Here is a 25204-nt window from a genome sequence, read left to right as displayed (position 1 = left end):
GCGCTGCGGTCTATCCGATGCATCGCGTCATCGTTCTTCGCGGGCAAGCCTCGCTCCTACAGGGGACGGTGTTGAATTTATTGAGGAACCCCGCGTGACTGCCAAGCCGCTAAGCGCCCTGTTATCCCCCCTGCAAACCGCCCGCCAGTTGGCCGCCGAGTTTGCCTTGACCGCGGTCGAGCGCGACGAACGTGGCGGTACGCCGAAAGCCGAGCGTGACGCCCTGCGCCAAAGCGGTCTGCTCGCGTTGAGCATTCCCACCCAGTACGGCGGCCTCGGCGCCAGCTGGAGTGAAACCCTGACCATCGTGCGCGAGTTCGCCAAGGTCGACAGTTCGATTGCCCACGTCTTCGGTTTTCATCACCTGATGCTCGCCACCGTGCGCCTGTTCGCCCGACCCGAACAGTGGCAGCCGTGGTTCGAACAGACCGCGCGCAAGAACTGGTTCTGGGGCAATGCCCTCAATCCGCTCGATACCCGCACCGTGGTGAAAAAACTCGGTGGCTGGCGCGAGTTTTCCGGCAAGAAAAGTTTCTGCTCCGGCGCCAGCGATTCGGAAATGCTGATTGCCTCGGCAGTGGATGAAAGCGCCGGCGGCAAGCTGTTGATCGCGGCCATCCCCAGCGGCCGCAGCGGCATCACCCTACACAACGACTGGAACAACATGGGCCAGCGCCAGACCGACAGCGGCAGCGCTTCGTTCGAACGGGTGCGCGTGGAAGAGTCGGAATTGCTGCTCGACCCGGGTCCGCTGAGCACACCGTTCGCCTGCCTGCGGCCATTGATCGCGCAGCTTACTTTTACGCACATGTTCCTCGGCATCGCCGAAGGTGCCTTTGAAGAGGCGCGGCATTACACCCTCACCGAAACCCGCCCATGGCATAAATCCAGCGCTCAGGATGTGCGTCAGGACCCGTATGTGCTCGGCCATTACGGCGAATTCTGGGTCGCGCTCGAAGGCGTTCGTTTGCTGGTGGAACGCGCCGCCGACCTGCTCGACAAGGCCTGGGCGAAAGGCCCGAACCTCAGCGCCGAAGAACGTGGACACCTCGCCACCGCGATTGCCACGGCCAAGGTCGCCGCCACGCGCAACGGCCTCGAACTTTGTAGCCGGCTGTTCGAAGTGACCGGCGCGCGCTCGACTCACGCCTCGCTGCGGCTCGACCGCCACTGGCGCAACCTGCGCACGCAAACCCTGCACGACCCGGTGGATTACAAACTCCATGAACTGGGCGACTGGGCGTTGAACCAGTCCCTGCCGATTCCGACCTTCTATTCATAGCCTTCTCATGGAGCCTGCCCCATGCAACTGCTGACCTTACCGCCCTCGCCCGCCCTGGCCACGTCGATCCGCGCCACCGCGCAAGTATTCGAAGACCCGAAATCCCAGGCCTTGCTCGCGCATTTGCAACAGGTCGCGCCGAGTGAAGCCAGCGTGCTGATCATCGGCGAAACCGGCACCGGCAAGGAGCTGGTGGCGCGGCATATCCACAACCTCAGCGCCCGGCGCAACCGCCCGTTCGTGGCCGTCAACTGCGGCGCGTTCTCTGAATCCCTGGTCGAGGCCGAGTTGTTCGGCCACGAAAAAGGTGCGTTCACCGGCGCCTTGAGCGCCAAGGCCGGCTGGTTCGAAGAGGCCGACGGCGGCACCTTGTTCCTCGATGAAATCGGTGATCTGCCGATGGCGATTCAGGTGAAATTGCTGCGGGTGTTGCAGGAGCGCGAAGTGGTGCGCCTGGGTTCGCGCAAAAGCATTCCAATCAACGTGCGCGTGCTGGCGGCGACCAACGTGCAGCTGGAAAAAGCCATCAACGCCGGGCATTTCCGCGAGGACCTGTATTACCGCCTCGACGTGGTCAGCCTGGAACTGAGCCCGCTGCGTGATCGCCCCGGCGACATCCTGCCGCTGACCCGTCACTTCGTCGAAGCCTACAGTCAGCGACTCGGCTACGGCACCATCACCATCAGCAAGGAAGCCGAACTGAAACTGCGCAGTTACAGTTGGCCGGGCAACATCCGCGAACTGGAAAACGTCATTCACCACACCTTGCTGATCTGCCGTAATGGCGTGATCGAGCGCGATGACCTGCGCCTGTCGAACATGCGCATCGAGCGTCAGGACGACTATCACAGCCAGCTCGACGATTCACCGGAAGCCCTGCTCGACCGCGCGTTTCAAAAGCTGTTCGAGGAACAGGCCGGCGCGCTGCACGAGAAAGTCGAGGACGCCTTGCTGCGCGCGGCTTACCGTTTCAGCCATTACAACCAGGTGCACACCGCCGCACTGCTGGGCTTGAGCCGCAACGTGACGCGCACGCGCCTGATCAAGATCGGCGAACTGGCGGTGAACAAGCGCCGGCCCACGGAAAACGTACAGGGAGAGCGCTTGATGCAGCTGTCGATTTAGCTCACTAGATTGCAATGCAGCGCGTTGTCGTGGCTGCGTTCCAGGCTGTGCAGCACCTGGAACGAGCCGAACGTCACGGTTTTCGCCTGATGGGCGCGGATCAGTTGCCAGAAGTCCTGCTCGCCGCTTTCAAAACCCTGAAACGCGGCTTCCCCCGCCTCACGCGTTTGCCATTGCAGGTAATTGAGCACCCGCCGGCCATCGTCGCTGGCCTGGATACTCGCACTGAGAAAACCGCTGTAACGCTGGGCCAGGCGTTCGGTCTGTAACGAAAGCGCCGACACCAGGGCGGCCTGTTGATGGGGTTCGATCTCAAATTCGATCAATTGGGTGAAGCTGCGATTTTTCTCTGGCGCTTGCATGAAGAGTCCCCACTGACGTGTAAGCCGGATCTTGCGATCCGAAGGCCTGCAGGGTAAAACCTCGAGTTAACTAGAGGTCAAGGGACATTTTTCACATGATCACCTCGCAACAACTGCATAAAGAGCTCACCGTCGGCCAAGTCGCCGCCCGCAGCGGCGTGGCGGTCACGGCGCTGCATTTTTATGAAGCCAGGGGTTTGATCAAAAGCACGCGCAATCAGGGCAACCAGCGGCGCTATCCGCGTGAAGTGTTGCGGCGGGTGGCGTTGATCAAAGTGGCGCAGCGCTTGGGGATTCCGCTGGCGGAGATTGGCGAGGCGTTGAAAACCCTGCCGGATAACCGCGCGCCGACGGCGGCGGACTGGAAGGTGTTGTCGGCGCAATGGCGCCGGGAGCTGGATGAGCGAATCAATCAGCTGACCTTGCTGCGGGACACGCTCAATGGCTGTATTGGCTGTGGGTGTTTGTCGATGGAGGCGTGTCCGTTGCGTAATTTTGGTGATGTGTTGGGGGATCGGGGGCCGGGGGCGCAGCTGTTGGAATAGGGGACAGATCCGGAATAGCGGCGCGCCATTCGCGGGCAAGCCTCGCTCCTACAAAAGCACCGCCGTACCTGTAGGAGCGAGGCTTGCCCGCGAAGACGTCCTCAAGAATGGCTAGAGATCAGAAGCCCGGCGCAATCTGCCCTTTGTAGCGGGTCAAGATGAACTGCCGCACTTCATCGGAATTCAACGCTTTGGCCAGTTTCTGCAAACCCGGGTCGTTGATGTTGTCCGGGCGGGCCACCAGGAATTCGATGTACAGGCTCTTGCCCTTCTCGACGATCAACGCGCTGTTGGTGTCGATCCCCGCTTCCAGAGCGTAGTTGGCGAACACAAACGCCAGGTCCACCTGACTCACCGAACGCGCCAGCAACGCACCTTCCAGTTCACGAATTTTCAAATGCTTCGGGTTTTCGGCGATGTCGCGCTGAGTCGCCAGGGTGTTGCTCGGGTCCTTGAGTTTGATCAGCCCGGCCTCGTGCAGCAGCACCAGTGCGCGGCCAGTGTTCACCGGGTCGTTGGGGATGGAGACGGTGGCGCCATCCTTCAGTTCGGCGATGTTTTTGATCTTGGTCGAATAGGCCCCGAACGGTTCGATGTGCACACCGACCACCGGCACCAGATCGGTGTGACGGGTCTTGTTGTAGTCATCGAGAAACGGCCGGTACTGGTAATAGTTGGCGTCGAGGTTCTTCAGTGCAAGCTGCTGGTTGGGCTGGATGAAGTCAGTGAAGACCTTGATGTCCAGGTCCACGCCTTCCTTGGCCAGGGTGGGTTTGACGAACTCGAGGATCTCCGCGTGCGGCACCGGCGTGGCACCGACGGTGAGTTTTTCGTTGGCGTGAACGCTCAACGACACAAGGGCAGCCAGAATGGCCAGGGTCTTTTTCATGTTGTGCTCCTAGGCAGATTGAGTGGCCGTCGTGGGGCGGACGTGAGGCCTGAGTTTTTTGTCGAATTGAATGTTTATCGTCGGCTGTAGCGCGCCACCAATCGGTCGCCGGTCATTTGCAGGGCCTGGACCAGGATCAGCAAAAGCACCACGGTGACCACCATCACGTCGGTCTGGAATCGCTGGTAGCCGTAGCGGATCGCCAGGTCGCCCAGGCCTCCGCCGCCAATCACCCCGGCCATCGCCGTGTAATCCACCAGCACGATGGCGGTGACAGTGACCGCCGCCAGCAACCCGCCGCGAGCCTCGGGCAACAAGGTGTGGCGGATGATTTGCCAGGTGGTGCCGCCCATGGCCTGGGTCGCCTCCACGACGCCGCGATCGACTTCGCGCAAGGCGGTTTCCACCAGCCGCGCGAAGAACGGCGTGCAGCCAACCACCAGCGGCGGAATGGTCCCCGGCACGCCCAGCGAAGTGCCGACCAGTAGCGTGGTCAGCGGAATCAACACAATCAGCAAAATGATGAACGGCAGCGAACGCAGCATGTTCACGATCACCGACAACACCCGGTAAACGCCGATGGCTTCGTGCAACTGGCGCTTGCCGGTGAGGAACAGCACTACCCCCAGCGGCAAGCCCAGCAGTACGGTGAAACCGAGGGCGGCACCGAGCATGCTCAAGGTGTCGAGACAGGCCTGGCCGATGTCGGCCCAGTAAATGTTTTTGAACCATTCGGCCATGATCAGGACCAGTCGTGGCGCGGCGGTTTGACGCCGTTGAGCAGCCAGTTGCCGACCACGTGGTATTTCCAGCGCACCGGGTCATGCAGGGTATGCACCCGCGCATTGCGCCAGTGCCGGTCGAAGTTGTGCTTCTTCAGGGTCGAACGGGTGCCGCCGAGTTCGAACAGTTTGTTGGTGGCTTCGATGGCGATTTCGGTGGTCAGCACTTTGGCTTTGGCCACCGCGAGGGACGCTCGGGCGACGTTGTCTTCGTCGGGTGCCGGGCGCGCCGCATCCAGCGCCCAACCGGCACGTTCCAGCAAGGCTTCGGCAGCTTCCAGGCGAATCTCCAGGCCACCGACCTGAATGATGGTCAGCGGATCTTCACTGGCTTTCTCCACACCTGCATCGATCCACGGCCGGGCGAATTGCTGAACGAAGGCGATGGTGTCACGCAGTGCTGCGCGGGCGATGCCGGCGTCGATGGCGGCGGTGGTCAATTGCGCGAACGGGCCGGCCAGGGTCGGGCTTTCATAGGAACGATACGTCGGGAACACGTTGAATGCCGGGACGTGCAGGTCCTCGGCCAGCACCGTGCCGCTGGACGTGGTGCGCTGACCGATGCTGTCCCAGTCGTCGACGATCACCAGCCCTGGAGTGCCGCGTTCGACGAAGGACAACTGGCCCCTCTGCTCTTCATCCAGCGCCAGCACCGCCAGCCAGTGGGCGTAGAGCGAACCGGTGCAATAACCCTTGCGACCATTGATCACATGCCCGTCGCCATAACGGCGAATGGTCGCCTGAATGTCCTGCACGTTTTTGCCGCCGGTTTCCGACAGCGCATTGGCAAAGCGATGACCTTGCAGCGCCAGGCCGAAAAAATGTGCCTGCTGCTCGGGCGTGCCTTGCAGGCGGATATCTTCCAGCAGGCAATAGTGGTTTTGCGGGATCTGCCCCAGGGACGGATCGGCCGCCGAGATGATCGCGATGACCTGCGCCAGCACCGCGTAGGACACCTGCGCGCCACCAAACTCCTTTGGCACGCTGATGCCCCACAAGCCACTGTTGGAATACAGGTCGACGATTTCGGCGGGCACCTGGCGCGTACGGTCGCGCTCGGCGTCCTGCTCCAGCAAGACCGCGGCGACGCGCTCGGCCACACGCAAGGCTTCGGCTTCATCGGCGATCCGATGGGCGGCCGGCGGGTTGATCGGATAAACGGCAGATTCAGGCATACAAGTCTCTCGGCAACAGTGTTTACCGGAGGACATTGCAGCTTCTGTGCCTGACCGCCCGGCCCTGTGTTTTCGGGCAGTTTCGGGGGGGTTCAACGGTTATTCAGTGAGAAACCCGAGCATTCTGCTGCTTCACTGTTTATGGCCGAACAGTGGCGCTGCTGCTCGTCGGGCACTCGGATGCGTAAAAGGCGCTGGCCTATAGTTATCCGGTCGGAAACCGGCGAAGGACTACCTTCAATTCAACAATAGACAGGGAGAATCGTCATGAGCGTCAAACCCATTCCAGAGGGTTATCACAGCATCACCCCTTATCTGGGCATTCAAAAAGCGGTCGAAGCCATCGAGTTCTACAAGAAAGCCTTCGGCGCAACCGAAGTCATGCGCCTGTCCATGCCCGACGGCAGCATCGGCCACGCCGAACTGCGCATCGGCGACTGCCCGATCATGCTCGGCACGCCGTGCGATCAGGGGCCGTTGAGCAATCCGGACAAGTCACCGTCCGTGGGCTTGCACCTGTATGTGAATGATGTGGACAAGTCCTGCAAACAGGCGATTGCGGCGGGCGCCACGGTGGTGTCCGAGGTCAAGGATCAGTTTTACGGCGACCGTTCGGGAACGTTGAAAGATCCGTATGGGCATTTGTGGTTTCTGGCCACGCGCAAGGAAGATTTGACCCAGGCTCAGATTGAGCAGCGGGCCAAGGAGATGTTTCAGCAGGGTTGAGATTTTCTGTGAATATCAGGGCCTCTTCGCGGGCAAGCCTCGCTCCTACAGGTCCGGTTGTGCTTTTGTAGGAGCGAGGCTTGCCCGCGAAGGCGGCCTCCGAGACAACACACTTCATGAACAAGCGCACCACGCTTTGCGCCTTGCCGTAGTCGCCGAACAATTTCAGGATGCAGGCAACTACAACAAGGAGTCATCCCATGTTCGCCGGATTCCTCAAAGACCAGCGCCACGTCAACGGTGTGGACATTGCCTACCGCATCGGCGGCAGCGGGCCGGGCCTGCTGTTGCTGCACGGTCACCCGCAGACCCACGTCATCTGGCACAAGGTTGCCGAACAACTGGCCGCGCACTTCACCGTAGTCGCCGCCGACCTGCGCGGTTACGGCGACAGCGGCAAACCGCTGGCCAACGACCACCACACCAACTACTCCAAACGGGAAATGGCCAAGGACAGCATCGAGCTGATGAAGTCCCTGGGCTTCGAGCAGTTCTCGGTGCTTGCGCACGACCGTGGCGCCCGGGTTGCCCATCGCCTGGCGCTGGATCATCCGCAGGCCGTGCAACGCATGGTGTTGCTCGACATCGCGCCGACGCTGTCGATGTACACGCAAACCAATGAAGCCTTTGCCCGCGCCTATTGGCACTGGTTCTTCCTGATCCGCCCCGCTCCGTTGCCGGAAACCCTGATCGAGGCCGATCCCGAATCCTATCTGCGCAGCGTGATGGGCAGTCGCAGTGCCGGGCTCAAACCGTTCACCGCCGAGGCCTTTGGCGAATACCTGCGCTGCCTGAAACAGCCGGGCACCGCACGCGGGATCTGCGAGGACTACCGGGCCAGCGCCAGCATCGATCTGGATCACGACCGCGCCGACATCGACGCCGGCCATCATCTGAACTTGCCGCTGCTGGTGCTTTGGGGTGCCGAAGGCACGGTCGGCCGCTGCTTCGAACCGCTCAAGGAATGGCAACACGTGGCCACCGACGTGCGCGGCAAAGCGCTGCCCGCCGGCCATTACATCGCCGAAGAAGCCCCCGAGCTGCTGCTCGCCGAAGTCCTGGCTTTCCTGCGCTGACAGCCGCGCCGTACTGATCTGAATCCACTTTCCGCCGCAGGCCGTCACGGGCCTGCGCGGGATCGTCATGCCCAAAAACCGTCTCGAGATAATAAAAATGACCATCAAGAAACTGCTGGGAACCCTCTACGTGCAGGTGCTCATCGCCATCGCGCTGGGCATTGTGATCGGCCATTTCTGGCCGCAGATCGGCATCGACCTCAAGCCGTTGGGTGACGGTTTCATCAAGCTGATCAAGATGATCATCGGTCCGATCATCTTCTGCACGGTGGTCTCCGGAATCACCAGCATGCACGACGTGAAACAGGTCGGCCGGGTCGGTGGCAAGGCGCTGCTGTACTTCGAAATCGTCTCCAGCCTTGCGCTGTTGATCGGCCTGCTGGCGGCGCATGCGCTGCATCCGGGCGCGGGGTTCAACATTGATGTGAAGACGCTGGATTCGTCGGCGATTGCCGGTTTTGTCGGTCAGGCCGAACACGGCGAAGGCATCACCGGTTTTTTGCTGCACGTGATTCCGACGACTTTTTTTGATGCCTTCTCCAAGGGTGAAATCCTGCCCGTGCTGTTCGTCTCGGTGCTGTTCGGCATTGCGCTGGTGATGGTCGGTGAAAAGGGCCGGCCACTGGTGAACGTGATCAATCAGGCCAGCGAAGTGTTCTTCCGCATCGTCGGCATCATCAGCCGCGTCGCACCGATCGGGGCGTTTGGCGCGATTGCGTTCACCATCGGCAAGTACGGCCTCGGCTCGTTGCTGCCGCTGTTGAAGCTGATCGGCACGTTCTACCTGACCGCGTTGATTTTCATTGCGTGCGTGCTCGGCAGCATTGCCCGTTATGCCGGCTTCAGCATTTTCAAACTGCTGGCGTACATCAAGGCAGAACTGTTGATCGTACTCGGCACCAGCTCTTCGGAATCGGCACTGCCGCAGCTGATCCAGAAACTCGAAAGCCTGGGCGCCTCCAAAGGCGTGGTGGGGATTGTCGTGCCGACCGGCTACACCTTCAACCTGGACGGCACCAACATTTACATGACGCTGGCGGTGCTGTTTTTGGCCCAGGCGACCAACATTGACTTGAGCCTGGAGCAGCAACTGACCTTGCTGGCCGTGGCGATGCTCACCTCCAAAGGCGCGGGTGCGGTGGTCGGTGCGGGGTTCGTGGCGCTGGCGGCGAGCCTGGCCGTAGTGCCGACCGTGCCGGTGGCGGCGATGGTGCTGATCCTCGGTGTCGACCGTTTCATGGCCGAATGCCGATCCCTGACCAACATCATCGGCAACGCCGTCGCAGCGCTGGTGGTGGCCGCCTGGGAAGGTGAACTGGACCGCAGCAAGATGGCGCCGATTGCCCTCAAACGCGGGCGCCACGCTCGGGCGGCAGCGGCGGCGGCCAAGCTGTCTGCTGAGTAAGTCGACGTTCACACCGATGCTATGCTGGCGGCTCATGCCGCCAGTGCCCGTTCTGTCATGACCACCAAGAAAGACACCGTGCCCCTGCCCGAAGACCTGCGTGTATTACTTACCGTCATTCGCAAAAGCGGTTTCGCCGCCGCAGCGGATGAACTGGGCCTGTCTCCCGCCTATGTCAGCAAACGCATCCAGATTCTCGAAACCACCCTCGGCACGCGCCTGCTACACCGCACCAGCCGCCGCATCGCCCTGACCGAAGACGGTGAACGTGTGCAGCGCTGGGCGTTGCGGATTCTCGATGATTTCCAGCAACTGCACGACGAACTCTCCGACGCCCACGACAGCCCTCGCGGGCGTCTGCATTTGTGCAGCAGTTTCGGCTTCGGGCGCAATCACGTGGCGCCCGCCCTGTCACTGCTGGCCGAACGTTACCCGGACCTGGAGATTCGCCTCGACCTGTTTGATCGGGTGGTGGACATCGTCAGCGAAGGGTTCGACCTGGAGATCCGTATCGGCGATGACATCCCAGGCCAGCACATCGGCCGGCGACTGGTGAGCAATCGGCGGGTGTTGTGCGCGGCGCCCGGTTATCTGCAACGCCACGGCACGCCGCAGACGCTGGGCGATCTGGAGCAGCATCATTGCCTAGTGATCAAGGAGCGCGACAACGCCTTCGGCATCTGGAACCTGGAGCACGACGGGGCCCAGGAGAGTGTGCGGGTCAGCGGACCGTTGTCGTCCAATAACGGCGAGATTGTCTTGCAGTGGGCACTGGATGGGCGCGGGGTGTTGTTGCGGTCACTGTGGGATGTGAAGCCGTTGCTGGAGCAGGGGCGATTGGTGCAGGTGCTGCCCGGATACACCCAGAGCGCCAACGTCTGGGCGGTGTACCCGACGCGGCTGGCGTACTCGGGGAAGTTGCGCGCGTGTGTGGAGTTTTTGCAGGAGCATTTCAAAGGGTTGTCGGTTTGATTTGCGGTGTATGGGCGGGCCTCTTCGCGGGCAAGCCTCGCTCCTACAGGTGCGACTCAATCCCCTGTAGGAGCGAGGCTTGCCCGCGAAAGCGATTTCAGCTCAGCCAGGGGTTGGCGGTCAGGTGTTGGTGTTCGAAGGCTTTGATTTGTTCGCTGCGCTGCAAGGTGCTGCCGATGGCGTCGAGGCCCAGCACCAGCGCGGTTTTGCGCAGGGTGTCGATTTCGAAAGGGATGACCTCGCCTTGAAGACGAATCTGCTGCGTTTCCAGATCAACGCTGATCAGCGCCGTCTCTGGTTGGCTGACCACTTGCCCGAGCCGCTGCAACACGGGCTCATCCAGCGTAATCAGCAGCACCCCGTTACGCTGGCAGTTGTCATAAAAAATCCCCGCAAAACTGCTGCCGATCAGCGCGCGGATGCCCATCTGCTTTAAACCCCAGACCGCATGTTCGCGGCTCGATCCGCAGCCGAAATTCGGCCCGACCACCATGAAACTCGCGCCCTGCCATGCCGGTTGATTGAGCACGAACTCAGGGTTGGCTTGGCCGTCAGGCAAAAAACGCAGATCAAAAAACAAACCCCGATCCAGCCCGGAACGGTCGATGCCCTTGAGAAACTGTTTGGGCATGATCACATCGGTGTCGATGTTGGCCGCGAGCATTGGCGCGGCTTTGCCGCTGACTTGAGTGAAGGGTTGCAGGCTCATGCGCGGGCTCCAAAATGACGGATGTCGGTCAAGCGGCCAGTGATCGCCGCCGCAGCGACCATCGCCGGGCTCATCAGGTGCGTACGGGCACCGGCGCCCTGGCGGCCTTCGAAATTGCGGTTGGTGCTGGAGGCGCAGCGGTCGCCCGGCGCCAGCACGTCGTCGTTCATTGCCAGGCACATCGAGCACCCGGACTGGCGCCACTCGAACCCAGCGTCGATAAAAATCGCCGCCAGGCCCTCGGCTTCGGCCTGATCGCGCACTTCGGTGGAACCCGGCACGATCATCGCCCGCACGTGTTCGGCGACGTGTTTGCCGCGCACCACGCTGGCGGCGTCGCGCAGGTCTTCGATGCGGGCGTTGGTGCAGGAGCCGATAAACGCGTGGCTGATGACGATGTCGCTCAGCGGCATGCCCGCTTCGAGGCCCATGTAAGTCAGGGCGCGGCGCATGTCCTGGCGCTGGATCAGGTCGCTGATGTCTTGCGGGTCCGGGACGCGGGCACCGATCGGCGAGGCCTGATCCGGGCTGGTGCCCCAGGTGACCATCGGCTCCAGCGCGCTGGCGTCCAGCGACACTTCACGGTCGAACAGTGCGTCGGCATCGCTGTGCAAGGCTCGCCATTTCTGCACCGCTTGCTCCCACAGCGCACCTTTGGGCGCGCGGGGTTTGTCCTTGAGGTAGGCGAACACTTTGTCGTCCGGCGCCATGAACGCACCTCGCGCGCCCGCTTCCACCGCCATGTTGCAGATGGTCATGCGCGCTTCGACGCTCAGTGCATCGATGGTCGAACCGCGAAACTCGATGGCGTAGCCCGTGGCTCCGGACGCGCCGATCCGGCCGATCAGCGCCATGATCACGTCCTTGGACGTCAGCCCCGGCGCCAGCTCACCGTCCACCGTCACGCGCAGGGTTTTCAAGCGTTTGTAGACCAGGGTCTGGGACGCCAGCAGGTGTTCGATCTCCGACGTGCCGATGCCGAAACCGAATGCGCCGAGGGCGCCATAGGTGGTGGTGTGGCTGTCGCCTGCGGCAATCACCATGCCCGGCAGGATGAACCCCTGCTCCGGGGCGATGACGTGCTCGATGCCCTGGCGCTTGTCGAGGATGTCGAGCAATTCGATGCCGAAGTCCCGGCAGTTTTCCGCCAGGTACGACACCTGCCGCGCACCGCCGGCGTCCGGCATCGCCGCAATGCGCTTGGGCGCCGTGGGGTTGACGTGATCGACCACCGCCAGCGCGGTGCCGGGGCGCCAGACCCCGCGCTTGGCGTCGCGCAAACCGCTGAAGGCTTGGGGGCTGGTGTATTCGTTGATGACCTGGCGGTCGATGTACAACAGGACGTGGCCCTGGTCATCGAGGCGACACACCGTGTGGGAATCGATGTGTTTGTCATAAAGGGTTCTTGCTGAAGTCATGGGGATATTCGCTCAGGCTCGCGGGTTTCAGGCGTCTGCGCCCCATCTTAGGCAGTCGCCTGGCCCCATCAATGGCCGGAGAGTGATCCCTTGGAACATGGTTCGTGTTGGATCAGGACGGCCATGTGAATACAAACCCCCTGTAGGAGTGAGCCTGCTCGCGATAGCGGTGTGTCAGTCAAGAGTAGTTTGAATGACACACCGCTATCGCGAGCAGGCTCACTCCTACAGGGTTTTGCGTTCGCAGGAATACGAAACATTTACTTTCATATCGAGGTTCGGGATTTCTGATTCTCATTCGTCTTATATAGATGCAGGCGGTTCGCGTAGGCAAAAGCCACGACCGCACTTTTCATGGACCCCACGCTGGGAAGCCCGCAGCAGAGGCCCTCTCATCGATACAAGACCTTAATCATGTCGAAGAAATCCCGCTCAAAACTCTGGTTTCTGGTCCACAGCTGGCTGGCCCTGCCCATCTGGTTTTTTGTGCTGATCGTCTGTGTGACCGGCACGCTGGCGGTGATCAGCCAGGAAATCGTCTGGCTGGCCAACCCGCAAATGCGCGCCAGCCAACCTTCCGATGATGCGCCGCTGTTGAGCTATGACCAGCTCATCGCCGCGATCAAGCAGGCCGAGCCGCAGATCCTGGTCGAAAGCATCAGCCGACCTGACGAAACGCATTTCGCCCTGGACGTGGAAGTGACCTATCCCGACGGCCGTTCGGTGGTGGTCTACGTCAACCCGTACAGCGGCGTGATCCAGGGCACGGCTCCGCAATTCAACTTCAGGGCCTTCACCCGCGCCTTGCACGGTTGGTGGCTGGTGCCGTTCACCAATGGCTACAGCTGGGGCTGGTATTTGGTGTCGTTTCTCAGTCTGCCGCTGCTGGCTTCGCTGATTACCGGGCTAGTGGTCTACAAGCGCTTCTGGAAAGGCTTTTTGCGACCGACCCTGCGCCTGCGTCACGGCGCGCGGATTTTCTGGGGCGACTTTCACCGCCTCAGCGGCATCTGGTCGATCTGGTTCATCGCGGTGATTTCCGTCACCAGCACCTGGTTCCTGATCGAAGCGTTCATGTTCGATAACCAGATCACGATTTCCACCGCCCCGGTGGCGCCGGTGGTCCCGCGTGAGAGCGTGCCCCTCACCGCCGACGGCTCGCCGGCACCGATGATCAGCCTGGAAACGGCAATCCGTGAAGCGAAGGCACGCATTCCCGGCCTCGAAGACAGCTTCATCAGCCTGCCCGCCAATGCCTACAGCTACCTCTCGGTGGGCGGCCGCAGCTGGTATCCGCTGATGTTCCAGACTGCCGAAATCAACCCATATACCGGCGATGTCGCCGTGACCCGCCTGCTTTCGGACCGCTCGGGGCTGGAGCTGGTGACCGAATCGATGCGGCCACTGCACACCGGCGATTTCGGCGGGCTCTGGATCAAGCTGATCTGGTTCTTCTTCGGCCTGCTCCTGAGCATGATGGTCCTCAGCGGCCTGCTGATCTGGACCAAGCGCACTGCGTTGGCCACCGCTAACGCCCTCAAGCGCAGCAACAAACGTCCTCGCGCTGCCGATGCCACTCACGTCACGAGCCACGACACCACGGAGGTCAGCCAATGAGCCTGTTCGCCGCCGAAAAACCGGGGTCCAGACTGAGCCGCTTCTGGCACAAATGGCGCTTCCACATCAACGTTTTGCTGTTGCTGGTGCCGCTGGGTTTCATGCCCAAGTACTTTGCCGATGCCGCGCTGTTTCGCGGGGACACCGGCCTGGGTGAGCGGGAAATCGGTGAAGTTCAGGTCGGGCCGTGGAGCCTGCGCCTGGCGGAACTTCGCAACGAAGCACCACGGCCCGATGGTCCGGCCGGTTACATGAAGAGTTTCAACGCGGCGCTGTGCGACAGCTGCCGCGAGCAGGTCAAGGCGACTTACCTGCGCATCGGCAAACCGCGCAGCCTGCGCGCCGCCGGGGTGATTTTCTTCGGCACGCCCTACCGCATGGGCGCCATGCTGCCGATCCCGGAAAAAACCAGGGCCGACGCCGAGCTGTGGATCACCATGGAGGGCTGGGACGGCGCGATGCATCAAGCGTCCATCCCACTGAGCCAGGCATCCCCCGCCACCCTCGAGTGGCTGAACAAACAAGGAGGCAAACCATGAGCAACGCATTTCGCCCTCTCCACGCCGCTTTGCTGGTGCTGTGCGCCGGCTTCAGCGCCAGCGCCCTGGCCCACAACCCGATGTGCGAGTGCAAGGCTATCGACGCCGAGCAGATCCAGTGCACCGGCGGTTTCTCCGACGGCAGCGGCGCACCGGGCGTGACCCTGGATGTGATCGGCTACGACGAAACCATCCTGGTGCCGGGCAAGCTCGGTGCCGATTCCAAACTGACCTTCAAGAAGCCCAGCGCCGAATTTTATGTGCTGTTCGATGCCGGTCCCGGCCACGTCGTCGAGATCGACCAAGCGGACATTCAAGCCCCATGAGTACGCCAACGACACACGTCGTCCGCCCGGCCGGTGCCGGCCATGAAACCCTGTATGTATTGCTGCTGTGCCTGATGATCCTGGCGGTCGCCGGTTCGGTGGTCGCCTGGCGCCACGAGTCCCAGGAAATCAGCACCGTCAGCAGCCATCAACTGGATGCCCGCCGCGACCTCAGCGCCTCCGAGCAAGGCATCTACGCCGACCTGCGGGTGACGCTAGACGAGATTCACCTGCTGCGTCAGGAACAGCAAACCCTGCCGACACCCGAAGCCCTGGCGGACGAAGGTTTTGCGCCGTTTGCCCAGGACGCCAGTTCCGTCAGCCGTGGCGCGCATGCCTGGCAATTGCTCGACGCCAAGGCGTATTTCGGCCAGAGCCAGTCGTCCGCCGTGGCCGGTTCGTTTCTGATGCGCCTGACTGCCGACGACGATGCGCCAGACATCTGGCTCAACCGTGCCGCCGACCTCAAAACCCCGGCCGACCTCACGGACGCCGCGCTCGAAAGCGCTGGCTGGCAGCAGATCGTCGCGCAATTCGATGCCGGCGTGACCCGCCAGCACCGGCACTGAACCCTCGCCTTCACCCGAGAGAAGACCGCTTTCCCATGCCTATTTCATCTCAACGTTCATTCTTGCGGCCGCTGCTGATCGGCCTGCTTGCCTTGCTGCTGACGCCACTGGCCAGCGCCGACGAAGCCAAGCGCCTGCGCATCGGCATCACCCTGCACCCTTATTACAGCTACGTGGCCAACATCGTCGGCGACAAGGCCGAAGTGGTGCCGCTGATTCCGGCCGGCTTCAACCCGCATGCCTACGAGCCCCGCGCCGAAGACATCAAGCGCATCAGCGGGCTGGACGTGATCGTGCTCAACGGCGTCGGTCATGACGACTTCGCCGACCGCATGATCGCCGCCAGCGAAACGCCGAACGTGGCCGTGATCGAAGCCAACGAAAACGTACCGCTGCTGGCCGCCACCGGCGTAGCCGCGCGCGGTGCCGGCAAAGTCGTTAACCCGCACACTTTCCTGTCGATCAGCGCCTCCATTGCCCAGGTCAATAACATTGCCCGGGAACTCGGCAAGCTCGACCCGGCCAACGCCAAGACCTACACCCAAAACGCCCGCGCCTACGGCAAACGCCTGCGGCAGATGCGCGCCGATGCCCTGGCGAAACTGACCCAGGCGCCGAACGCCGAACTGCGGGTGGCCACGGTTCACGCGGCTTACGATTACCTGCTGCGCGAGTTCGGCCTGGAAGTGACGGCTGTGGTCGAACCGGCCCACGGCATCGAACCGAGCCCGAGCCAGCTGAAAAAGACCATCGATCAACTGCGCGAACTGGACGTGAAAGTGATTTTCTCGGAGATGGATTTCCCGTCCACCTACGTCGAGACCATCCAGCGTGAGTCCGGGGTGAAGCTGTACCCGCTTTCGCACATTTCCTATGGTGAATACACCGCCGACAAGTATGAAAAGGAAATGACCGGCAACCTCAACACCGTGGTTCGGGCGATTCAGGAGTCTGGCCAATGACCGCTAAGGAAACACTCAGCGAATCCCCTGTGGGAGCGAGCCTGCTCGCGAAGGCGTCGGGTCAGCCGACATCATCGTTGAATGACATTCCGCTATCGCCGGCAAGCCGGCTCCTACAGGGGGCGGGGCCGACGTTGGATTTTGCGGAGGTCAGTTTGACCCTGGGTCGCACGACGATCCTTGACCAGGTCACCTTCCAGGTTCAGCCCGGCAGCGTGCATGCACTGGTCGGCCCTAACGGTGGTGGCAAGAGTTCGCTGATCAAGACCCTGCTCGGGCAGATGCCGCATCAGGGCCGCTTGAGCCTGCAATGGCCCGGCGAACCCGGCACCATCGGCTACGTGCCGCAAGCGCTGGAGTTTGATCGCGGCTTGCCGATGACCGTCGACGATTTCATGGCCGCCATGTGCCAGCGACGCCCGGCGTTCCTCGGGTTGAGCAAGCATTACGCGGCAGCGATTGGCGAAGCGCTGGAACGGGTCGGCATGCAGGACAAGCGCAAGCGGCGCATGGGCGCCTTGTCCGGTGGCGAGCGTCAGCGCGTGTTGCTCGCACAGGGACTGATCCCGGCGCCGCAATTGCTGGTACTCGATGAGCCGATGTCGGCCCTCGATGAGGCGGGCATTCAGGTGTTCGAACGGTTGCTCGGCGACTGGCGCCAGAGCGGGATCACCGTGCTGTGGATCGAGCATGATCTGGAAGCGGTCGGGCGTCTGGCGGATCGCGTCACCGGGCTCAATCGCCGGGTGCTGTTCGATGCCACGCCGAAACAGGCACTGACCCCGGAACGTTTGCTGACCCTGTTCTCGACCCATCCACGGAGCGCTGTCTGATGAGTTACGAAGCCTTTCGCTTGATGGTTCAGGGCTGGGCGTCTTCGGGTTATCTGCCTGAGGCGCTGGCGTATGGATTTGTGGTCAACGCGCTGCTTGCCGGTTTGCTGATCGGCCCGGTGCTGGGCGGTCTGGGTACGCTGGTGGTGGTCAAGCGCTTCGCGTTTTTCTCCGAAGCGGTGGGTCACGCGGCGCTGACTGGCGTGGCCATCGGCATTCTGCTCGGCGAACCCTACACCGGGCCCTATGGCAGCTTGTTCGGTTACTGCCTGTTGTTCGGCATTTTGCTGAATTACCTGCGCAACCGCACGGGCCTGGCGCCAGATACCTTGATCGGCGTGTTCCTGTCGGTGTCGCTGGCGTTGGGCGCGAGCCTGCTGTTGATTCTGGCGGGCAAGATCAACGTGCACATTTTGGAGAACGTGCTGTTCGGTTCGGTGTTGACCGTCAACGGCAATGACTTGCTGGTGCTGGCCATCGTCGGTTCGCTGGTGATGGCGCTGGCCTTGCCGCTGTACAACCGCATCATGCTCGCCAGTTTCAACCCGCAACTGGCAGCGGTACGCGGCGTCGCGGTGAAGACCCTGGATTACCTGTTCGTGATTCTGGTGACGCTGATCACCGTGGCTGCAGTGAAAGTCATCGGTGCGATTCTGGTGGGTGCGCTGTTGGTGATTCCGGCAGCGGCAGCGCGGTTGCTCAGCCAGTCGCTCAAGGGATTCTTCTGGTGCTCGGTACTGATCGCCACGGTCAGCACGCTGTGCGGGATTCTTGCGCCGATTGTGTTCGACCTGCCGATCCCGTCCGGCGCTGCGATCATTCTGGTGGCCGGTATCGCCTTCGCCCTCGCCGCCATTGCGCGCGGCGTCGTCCCCAGCCTGAAAGGGAACCTCGGATAAATGTCATTTTCTCTGCGTCAACTGACCCTGGCCGTCGCCCTGTGCGGGCTGGTCAATACCTCGTTTGCGGCGGACAGCGCCAAACCGTTGCATGTGCTGGCGTCCTTGCCGATCACTTATGGTCTGGGCGAAGTACTGCTCAAGGGCACCAACGTCAACCTTGAACGCGCGGCGCCGGCGAACCTGCCCGGCAGCCGTCAGACGGCGTACTTCACCGGGCGCGGCGCGCCGGCATTGGCCAAACTGGCGACTGACGCCGATGCGGTGATTGGTCTTCGTTCGTTGTGGGCGGATGATCCGCTGTACCCGATCGCCCGGCGCAGCAATATTCGCATCGTCGAAGTCGACGCCGCGCGCCCGGTGGACGGTGCCCTGCCCGGCATTGCCGTGCAGCCGGGCAACAAGGTCGATGGCTTGAACAGTCAGCCGTGGTTTTCCAGCAACAACATGGGGCGCATGGCGGATGTGATGGCGGCGGACCTGGTGCGCCTTGCACCTGCTGCAAAGCCTGTGATCGAGGCCAACCTTGCGACATTGAAACAGCGCTTGCTCAAGTTCAGCGCCGACAGCGAAGCGCGGCTGGCCAGTGCTGACAATCTGAGCGTGATGAGCCTAAGCGATCACTTTGGTTACCTGATTGGCGGGCTCAATCTGGAACTGATCGGTCTCGATGCGCGGCCTGACGCCGAGTGGACACCGGAGGCGCTGAAGCAATTGGGCGCGACGCTCAAGGACAATGACGTGGCGGTGGTGTTGCATCATCGGCAGCCGTCGGACGCGGTGAAAGCGGTGATTGCCGAGGCCGGGAGCCGGTTGGTCGTTTTGAGTGTGGACGCGGCGGACCCGGTGGCTGAGCTGGAGGGGAATGTGGATTTGGTGATCAAGGGGTTGAGTGGGGTTTAGCGTCGGCTGGACCGCATGATCATTCTCTACGGTGGGCGTTACACAAATCCCCTGTAGGAGCTGGCTTGCTGGCGATGGCGGCCTGATAGCTGGGCATTACTTTCAGGTGTACATATCCATTGCTGCGGTAACGGCTGATATTGGTTTCGCCCTTACGGCGAGTCACTTGGAAGAGCCCCAAGTAACCAAGGGCTCTTGCCCCTTTCGTTCGGTGGCTCGCTAAGGCTCGCCATGCCCTCGCTCCGGTCCTGCTCCGTGGGCCCGCCGCGATCGGCCATCCCTGGCCGTGCGCGGCTAACCCGGCATCCATGCCGGGTTGCCCACTACGCAGAACCTGCGCTCGGCCTCTCGAGGGGGCGCTCAGATCAAAAGCTGAAGGCGAGCTAACGCTCGACCTGATGAGTGGTGAAAATCAAAAGCAAACACGATTCCCTGTAGGAGCGAGGCTTGCCCGCGAAAAACGTCCGGACAACGCGTTCATTCAGGCAGCACGCGTTATCGTTGACGCCCATCGCTGGCAAGCCAGCTCCTACAATTTTGAATCGTGTGAACCCAATCCCCGTGTAGGAGCCGGCTTGCTGCGGGCGGCGTTCCGACGATTGCGGTGGGCCAGTCAACTTTTTTCTCAACTGACCCACCGCAATCGCCAGCAAGCCGGCTCCTACAGGGGAATGCGTCTGGTCATAGAAACAGGTCGGCTCGCAGGCCGCCTCGCTTTTGCTTCTGCTTGGCTTTTGATTTTGCTTTGGCTTTTGATCTGCCCCGTCGGGAGGCCGAGTGGAGGTTCTGCGCAGTGGGCACCGCGGCAAGGATGCCGCGGTAGCCGCCCCCGGCCATGGATGGCCGATGGCGGCGGGCCCACGGAGCAGGACCGGAGCGAGGGAACCCTGAGCCTAGGCGAAGGGCCGTACGTCAGGGGCAAAGCCTTTTGGTTCCTTTTTGGCGTTTGAAAAAGGGACTCGCCGTAAGGGCGAAACCATTAGCGGCCGTTACCGCAGGAATGGATATGTACACCCTCAAAAAAGGCGCCTGATACACAGCCATCGCCAGCAAGCCGGCTCCTACAGGTTCCGCGCTCGACGCCACAACATGCAGACGCAAAAAAGCCCGCTGACCTTCTCGGTCCAGCGGGCTTCTCTTTGCGCGAAGACGTCAGTGAGCCACAGCCGCCTGCTCTTCCATCTTCTTGCGCAAACTCAGCGGACGCATATCGGTCCAGGTTTCTTCGATGTAAGCCAGGCATTCCTTTTTCAAGCCACTCTTGCCCACGGTGCGCCAGCCCTCCGGCACGGCCTTGTAGTCGGGCCAGATCGAGTACTGCTCTTCGTGGTTGACCACGACCTGAAAGAGGATGTCCTCGCGGTCGAATACTGACGTCATGGTGTCTCTCCATCGCTGTAAGGGTGGGCTGCACTGCGTGCGCAGCCGTTATGTAGAAAGAACGTTGCGGGGCCCGGAAAATTTAGAGGCTGGCAGTGGCAGCAGCCATCGCCCGGCCAAAAATCTCCGCCACCCGATCGATTTCCGCAGCGCTAATCACCAGCGGCGGCAGGAAGCGCACCACACCGCCATGCCGACCGCCCAGCTCAAGAATCAACCCACGCTTGAGGCATTCACGCTGCACCAGCGGCGCCAGTCGAGCGAAGATCGGAGGATGACCTTGCACATCCGGTACGCCGGTCGGGTCAACCAGTTCGACGCCAAGCATCAAGCCACGACCGCGAATATCGCCCAGTTGCGGGAAGTCCCGCTGAAGAATGCGCAGGTGCTCGCTCAAGCGCTCGCCCATGGCCGCAGCGTGTTCGCAAACCTTGTGTTCAGCCAGATAACGCATCACCGCAGAGCCCGCCGCCATGGCCATTTGATTGCCACGGAAGGTCCCGGCATGCGCGCCCGGCAACCAGGTGTCGAGCCAGTCGCGATACACCACCACCGCCAGCGGCAAGCTGCCGCCGATGGCCTTGGACATCACCACCACGTCCGGAATGATCCCGGCGTGCTCGAAGGCAAACATCTTGCCGGTGCGGGCGAAACCGCTCTGGATTTCATCGACGATCAACGCCACACCCGCCTTTTCGGTGATGCGACGCAGACCGCGCAACCAATCGAGATCAGCCGGGATCACCCCGCCCTCGCCCTGAACCACCTCGACAATCACAGCGGCCGGCAATTGCACACCCGCCTCGGGATCGTTCAGCAGGTTTTCCAGGTAGTTCAGGTTGACCTGCACGCCTTGCGCGCCGCCGAGGCCGAACGGGCAACGGTAATCGTAGGGGTACGGCATGAACTGCACGCCACTGCTGAGCAATGCGCCCAACGGTTTTTTCGGCCCCAGGCTGCCCATCAGGCTCAGCGCGCCCTGGCTCATGCCGTGATAACCGCCCTGAAACGACAGCACAGTGCTGCGCCCGGTGGCGGTGCGCACCAATTTCAAAGCGGCTTCCACGGCGTCGGTGCCGGTCGGGCCGCAGAACTGGATTTTTGCTTGCGCAGCCAGATCCGGCGGCAGCAGGCCGAACAGGTCCTGGACGAATTGATCCTTGACCGGGGTGGTCAGGTCGAGGGTGTGCAGCGGCAGTTCATCGGTCAGCACTTGCTGGATCGCTTCGATCACCACCGGATGGTTATGCCCCAGGGCCAGCGTTCCGGCGCCGGCCAGGCAGTCGATGAAGCTGCGGCCCTCGACGTCTTCGACATAAATGCCCTTCGCGCGCTTGAGTGCCAGGGGAATGCGTCGCGGGTAGCTGCGGGCATTCGACTCCTGCTGGCTCTGACGCGCCAGCAATGGCGATTCGTTGAACTGATAAAGCGTTTCGGCCGGCGCCGGAGCGATCCGGGCCGACTGATCTTCCATAAGGCTGGTAGCGACTGACATCTCTCGACCCCTCAATAAGGTTTTCCTGTTCTGGAAACGCATCAGGGCGCCGAGGATTTAGACCCTTGCCCGGCTTTCTATGAAGGCGGGGTCAGGCCCTTGTGCATGGGGATGGCACGAAGCCCGGCTACGGTGAAGGTTTCAGCACAGGGCTGATAACCCAGATGCCGGTAAAAGGCTTCACTGGTCCGGGTGCTGTTGAGTCGAACCTGAGCCAGCCCGTTACCGATCAGCCAGCCTTCAAGGTCGCGCACCAGCGCTTGTCCGACACCACGACGAAACCATTCCGGCTGCACGTAACAGAACGCAAGCTTGCCGCTGATCGCCGCCATCGCGACGCCGACCGGTTTGTCCTGCAACAGGGCGATGTTCAGGTACAGCCGTTGGTCGGTCAGCCAAGGTTGAATGTGTTCGACGGTTTTGTTGTGGGTCCAGGTGGCGACGGTTTGCGGGTCATTGCGATGGTCGAGCGCGCAGCCGACGCGGATGGAACGCTCGACGATCCGGCTGATGATCCCGGCGTCGGCGGGGGTTGCCTTGCAGATGTGTAGAGGGGTTTCCATGGCGCTGTAACCTCAATCCATTGAGAAAAAGCTGCCGGGGACGATAGCGCTGGTGGCCGTCGGAACGCCAATGGCGAGACGTTACATTTGATGTGCAACACCCCCCCCTGTAGGAGCAGAGCTTGCTCGCGAAGACGTCCGTACAGTTAACATCAACGTTGAATGTACGGACGCCTTCGCGAGCAAGCTCTGCTCCTACAAGGATGTATGTCGTTTGTTAGACCGTTTGCAACGGCATCGTCAGCTCGACCCGCAAGCCATCCGGCCGGCTGTCGAAATGCAGCGTGCAGCCACAACGCTGAACAATCGCCTGGACAATCGCCAACCCCAGACCGCAGCCGGTGCTCTGTCCGTTGCGCCAGAAGCGTTGGGTCAGGTGTTGCATATCGTCCTCGGCAATGCCCGGTCCATGGTCGCGCACGACGAACTGCACGCGGTTGCCGGTGGTTACCAGGCTCAGTTCTACCGCACCGTCGTTCGGGGTATGGCGCAGGGCGTTGTCCAGCAGGTTGCGCAACGCCGCGATCGACAGCACCGCCGGCATTTGCACCGGCGCGTGGGAGAGCTTCGGTGGCAGCTTGAATTTGATCCGCTGACGATCACCGCTGGCGGCATCCTGAATCGCCAGTTTCGCCACTTGCTCGGCGCTGCATTGCACACCGTCGTCGAACGACAGACTGCCCTCGACCCTTGCCAGCAACAACAATTGCTCAAGCGTGCGGTGCAGGCGGTCGGCGCCCTCTTCGGCCCGTGCCAGGGACTGATCCCGTGCCGCGCCATCGGTCATGCGCGCCACTTGCAAGTGGGTCTTGATCGCCGTCAGCGGGCTGCGCAGTTCGTGGGCCGCGTCGCCGGTCAATCGGCGTTCGCGCTCGATGGTCTTGCCGATGCGCTGGAACAGCTGGTTCTGAGTGTCCAGCAACGGTTGCAACTCACTGGGCAGCGGCTGAATCTGCAAGGGTTCCAGCGAGTCGGCGCTGCGTCGCATCAAGGCATCGCGCATGCGGTTCAGCGGCGCCAGGCCCTGGCCGATCCCCAGCCACAGCAGGCACAGGCAACCCAGCAACGCCACGCCCACCGGCACCGAAGCGGCCAGCAGGATCGACATGTTGAGCGCTTCACGTTCGATCTGCCGATCCGCCGTGGTGATGCGCAGATCGCCACGGGCCAGGGTGAAACTGCGCCAGGGCGCGCCGTCGATCATCTGATCGTGGAAGCCCATTTTTTCGGCTTGCAGTGTTTGTTGTGGATCGGTGTGGCTGCGGGCGAGGATTTCGCCGCGCAGCGAGCTGACCTGACACGCCATCCCGCCCGGAATGTTCAGTTGTTCCGCACTGAAATGGGTGCCCTCGCCCTTGGTCGGCAACGGCGGCAGTTGCTCCATCAGGCCGGCGACCATGCGCGCCGACGCCACCAACCGCTGGTCGAGAGAAAACATCATCTGGTTGCGCAGGTCGCTGAGCATCCAGGCCGCTGCCAGGGCCCAGATCAGCGCAAATGCGGCGCCGAGCGTCAGGCTCAGGCGCAATCGCAGGCTCATCACTTTTTCACTTCCTCTCCATCATCGGCCGGCCCCAGGCGATAGCCCAGGCCGCGCACGGTCTCGACAATGCCATTACCCAGCTTGCGCCGCAGGTGATGGATATGCACGTTGAGGGCGTTGCTTTCCAGTTCGTCGTTGAACCCATAGACGCTGTCTTTCAACTGCTCGGTGGACAGCACCCGGCCACGGTTGTGCAACAAGGCTTGCAACAGTGACTGTTCGCGACGGGAAAGGTCCACCGGCTGACCGCCAAGCATGGTTTCGCGGCTGCTCGGGTCGTACGTCAAGCGGCCGTGTTCGATCAGGTTGACGCTGCGCCCCGCCACCCGTCGCAACAACGTGTGCAGGCGTGCGGCGAGTTCGCGCAGGTCGAACGGCTTGAGCAGGTAATCGTCGGCCCCCGCTTGCAGGCCGTCGACGCGGTCGGTCACCGAATCCCGGGCGGTGAGGATCAGCACCGGAATCTCCAGGCCATGATGGCGCAACTGCTGCAATAGCTTGAGCCCGTCTTCATCCGGCAGACCGAGGTCGAGCACCATCACGTCGAACTCGGCGACCTTGAGCATGGCCCGGGCCTTCGAGGCAGTGTTGACGTGCTCCACCGTCAGGCCCTGGGCAGTGAGGCCGGCGACAATGCCGCTGGCGATCAGCTCATCGTCTTCGCAAACCAGTACGTGCATGGATAAGACCTTCGCAAAAATGGTCATTAAAAAGAGTATCGATTAACCCGGCATTATGCCGCTGCCGCTCATCATCATTGAGGGAAATCGCTGAATGACCTGCACCGCGAAAATTTCCCGTTCGGCCATCCACCAAAACGACCGGATCATTGAAACCTTTTGAACACAGACTTACAACTCTCAACAACAACAACAACAACACACATTCTTTAACGCCACAAGCATTGACCAACATACGAACACAGACAACACTTCGCACTATAACAACCTAAAGCAAACACTCTATTACAGAGCACAACCGCCACCATAAAAATAAAACTCCACAACTAACACCTGCGATACCACCTTATATTTCAGACATCACCAAAAGATTCAACCACAATTGTTACGCGCTTCAATCTTCACACTTATCACTACAGCACTACTTTT

At 61.6% G+C, this 25204-nt stretch carries 26 protein-coding genes; 15 read left to right on the top strand and 11 right to left on the bottom strand.

Going from position 1 to position 25204, the window contains the following annotated elements; all coding sequences use genetic code 11:
* The first annotated feature begins 94 nt into the window (after positions 1-94).
* Entirely contained in the window at positions 95-1282 is a 1188-nt protein-coding gene (locus IB246_RS25725; RefSeq protein WP_008043026.1) for an acyl-CoA dehydrogenase family protein, read from the top strand.
* A gap of 21 nt (positions 1283-1303) precedes the next feature.
* Complete coding sequence (locus IB246_RS25720; RefSeq protein WP_008032617.1) at positions 1304-2407, top strand: sigma-54 interaction domain-containing protein; 1104 nt, start codon at positions 1304-1306, stop codon at positions 2405-2407.
* Here the strand turns inward: IB246_RS25720 and IB246_RS25715 are convergent.
* The gene (locus tag IB246_RS25715) at positions 2404-2769 is read right to left on the bottom strand and encodes an antibiotic biosynthesis monooxygenase (RefSeq protein WP_008043027.1); all 366 of its coding nucleotides are present in this window, start codon (positions 2767-2769) and stop codon (positions 2404-2406) included. The two genes, IB246_RS25720 and IB246_RS25715, sit on opposite strands and share 4 nt — an antisense overlap.
* A 95-nt stretch (positions 2770-2864) precedes the next feature.
* Here IB246_RS25715 and soxR point away from each other — a divergent pair, with 95 nt between their 5' ends.
* Complete coding sequence (gene soxR / locus IB246_RS25710; protein ID WP_008043028.1) at positions 2865-3314, top strand: redox-sensitive transcriptional activator SoxR; 450 nt, start codon at positions 2865-2867, stop codon at positions 3312-3314.
* A 118-nt stretch (positions 3315-3432) separates the two neighbouring features.
* On the opposite strand, the gene IB246_RS25705 is transcribed toward soxR, so the two are convergent.
* The 3 genes from IB246_RS25705 to IB246_RS25695 form a co-directional block, all read right to left on the bottom strand.
* Positions 3433-4203: a MetQ/NlpA family ABC transporter substrate-binding protein gene (locus IB246_RS25705; protein ID WP_008032622.1), complete on the bottom strand. Its 771-nt coding sequence runs from the start codon at positions 4201-4203 to the stop codon at positions 3433-3435.
* A gap of 74 nt (positions 4204-4277) precedes the next feature.
* Positions 4278-4943, bottom strand: a complete 666-nt coding sequence (locus IB246_RS25700; RefSeq protein ID WP_008032624.1) for a methionine ABC transporter permease — start codon at positions 4941-4943, stop codon at positions 4278-4280.
* Positions 4944-4945: 2 nt separating this feature from the next.
* Complete coding sequence (locus IB246_RS25695; RefSeq protein WP_008032626.1) at positions 4946-6160, bottom strand: SfnB family sulfur acquisition oxidoreductase; 1215 nt, start codon at positions 6158-6160, stop codon at positions 4946-4948.
* 267 nt (positions 6161-6427) lie between these two features.
* Here IB246_RS25695 and IB246_RS25690 point away from each other — a divergent pair, with 267 nt between their 5' ends.
* The 4 genes from IB246_RS25690 (at position 6428) to IB246_RS25675 (ending at position 10339) form a co-directional block, all read left to right on the top strand.
* Positions 6428-6886, top strand: coding sequence for a VOC family protein (locus IB246_RS25690; RefSeq protein WP_192230200.1), 459 nt, complete (start codon positions 6428-6430; stop codon positions 6884-6886).
* 200 nt (positions 6887-7086) lie between these two features.
* Complete coding sequence (locus IB246_RS25685) at positions 7087-7962, top strand: alpha/beta fold hydrolase (RefSeq protein WP_008032629.1); 876 nt, start codon at positions 7087-7089, stop codon at positions 7960-7962.
* A gap of 97 nt (positions 7963-8059) precedes the next feature.
* On the top strand, positions 8060-9367 hold the full coding sequence (gene dctA, locus IB246_RS25680) for a C4-dicarboxylate transporter DctA (protein WP_032829031.1): 1308 nt from the start codon (positions 8060-8062) through the stop codon (positions 9365-9367).
* 21 nt (positions 9368-9388) lie between these two features.
* Positions 9389-10339: a LysR substrate-binding domain-containing protein gene (locus tag IB246_RS25675; protein ID WP_008043029.1), complete on the top strand. Its 951-nt coding sequence runs from the start codon at positions 9389-9391 to the stop codon at positions 10337-10339.
* A 97-nt stretch (positions 10340-10436) separates the two neighbouring features.
* On the opposite strand, the gene leuD is transcribed toward IB246_RS25675, so the two are convergent.
* Both leuD and leuC read right to left on the bottom strand, forming a co-directional pair.
* Positions 10437-11048: a 3-isopropylmalate dehydratase small subunit gene (gene leuD, locus IB246_RS25670; RefSeq protein WP_008043030.1), complete on the bottom strand. Its 612-nt coding sequence runs from the start codon at positions 11046-11048 to the stop codon at positions 10437-10439.
* Positions 11045-12466 carry a 3-isopropylmalate dehydratase large subunit gene (gene leuC / locus IB246_RS25665; protein WP_008043031.1) on the bottom strand — a complete coding sequence of 474 codons (1422 nt, stop codon included), beginning with the start codon at positions 12464-12466 and terminating at the stop codon, positions 11045-11047. The genes leuD and leuC overlap by 4 nt, the downstream gene beginning before the upstream one ends.
* Positions 12467-12880: 414 nt before the next feature.
* Between leuC and IB246_RS25660 the strand changes: the two genes are divergently transcribed.
* From IB246_RS25660 to IB246_RS25625, 8 genes are read left to right on the top strand one after another with little or no spacing between them, the layout of a single operon-like run.
* On the top strand, positions 12881-14083 hold the full coding sequence (locus tag IB246_RS25660; protein WP_008043032.1) for a PepSY-associated TM helix domain-containing protein: 1203 nt from the start codon (positions 12881-12883) through the stop codon (positions 14081-14083).
* A complete protein-coding gene (locus IB246_RS25655; RefSeq protein WP_008043033.1) occupies positions 14080-14622 on the top strand; it encodes a hypothetical protein in 543 nt (180 codons plus the stop codon). Before IB246_RS25660 ends, IB246_RS25655 begins: the two co-directional genes overlap by 4 nt.
* Positions 14619-14948, top strand: coding sequence for a hypothetical protein (locus IB246_RS25650; protein WP_008043034.1), 330 nt, complete (start codon positions 14619-14621; stop codon positions 14946-14948). Before IB246_RS25655 ends, IB246_RS25650 begins: the two co-directional genes overlap by 4 nt.
* Entirely contained in the window at positions 14945-15517 is a 573-nt protein-coding gene (locus tag IB246_RS25645; RefSeq protein WP_008043035.1) for a DUF6162 family protein, read from the top strand. Before IB246_RS25650 ends, IB246_RS25645 begins: the two co-directional genes overlap by 4 nt.
* A 35-nt stretch (positions 15518-15552) precedes the next feature.
* Complete coding sequence (locus IB246_RS25640; protein WP_008043036.1) at positions 15553-16479, top strand: metal ABC transporter substrate-binding protein; 927 nt, start codon at positions 15553-15555, stop codon at positions 16477-16479.
* Positions 16476-17312: a metal ABC transporter ATP-binding protein gene (locus tag IB246_RS25635; RefSeq protein WP_225609140.1), complete on the top strand. Its 837-nt coding sequence runs from the start codon at positions 16476-16478 to the stop codon at positions 17310-17312. The genes IB246_RS25640 and IB246_RS25635 overlap by 4 nt, the downstream gene beginning before the upstream one ends.
* Positions 17312-18211: a metal ABC transporter permease gene (locus IB246_RS25630; protein WP_003226663.1), complete on the top strand. Its 900-nt coding sequence runs from the start codon at positions 17312-17314 to the stop codon at positions 18209-18211. Before IB246_RS25635 ends, IB246_RS25630 begins: the two co-directional genes overlap by 1 nt.
* Entirely contained in the window at positions 18212-19114 is a 903-nt protein-coding gene (locus IB246_RS25625) for a metal ABC transporter substrate-binding protein (protein WP_008043994.1), read from the top strand.
* A 1152-nt stretch (positions 19115-20266) separates the two neighbouring features.
* Here the strand turns inward: IB246_RS25625 and IB246_RS25620 are convergent.
* From IB246_RS25620 to IB246_RS25600, 5 genes are all read right to left on the bottom strand, one after another.
* The gene (locus IB246_RS25620; RefSeq protein WP_008033724.1) at positions 20267-20494 is read right to left on the bottom strand and encodes an MbtH family protein; all 228 of its coding nucleotides are present in this window, start codon (positions 20492-20494) and stop codon (positions 20267-20269) included.
* Positions 20495-20576: 82 nt separating this feature from the next.
* On the bottom strand, positions 20577-21989 hold the full coding sequence (locus IB246_RS25615) for an aspartate aminotransferase family protein (RefSeq protein WP_008044462.1): 1413 nt from the start codon (positions 21987-21989) through the stop codon (positions 20577-20579).
* A gap of 77 nt (positions 21990-22066) precedes the next feature.
* The gene (locus IB246_RS25610; protein WP_008044456.1) at positions 22067-22552 is read right to left on the bottom strand and encodes a GNAT family N-acetyltransferase; all 486 of its coding nucleotides are present in this window, start codon (positions 22550-22552) and stop codon (positions 22067-22069) included.
* Between the two features lie 217 nt (positions 22553-22769).
* Positions 22770-24095, bottom strand: coding sequence for an ATP-binding protein (locus IB246_RS25605; protein ID WP_032832872.1), 1326 nt, complete (start codon positions 24093-24095; stop codon positions 22770-22772).
* Positions 24092-24775 (bottom strand): response regulator, encoded by a 684-nt coding sequence (locus IB246_RS25600; protein WP_008033711.1) that lies wholly within the window; start codon positions 24773-24775, stop codon positions 24092-24094. Before IB246_RS25600 ends, IB246_RS25605 begins: the two co-directional genes overlap by 4 nt.
* Between the last annotated feature and the right edge of the window lie 429 nt (positions 24776-25204).

It is taken from the genome of Pseudomonas sp. PDM01 (genome assembly GCF_014852325.1).
In the GTDB taxonomy this organism is placed as follows: Bacteria; Pseudomonadota; Gammaproteobacteria; order Pseudomonadales; family Pseudomonadaceae; genus Aquipseudomonas; species Aquipseudomonas migulae.
The sequence above is the reverse complement of the archived record's forward strand: the minus strand, read 5'-3'. Positions and strand labels throughout refer to the sequence as shown.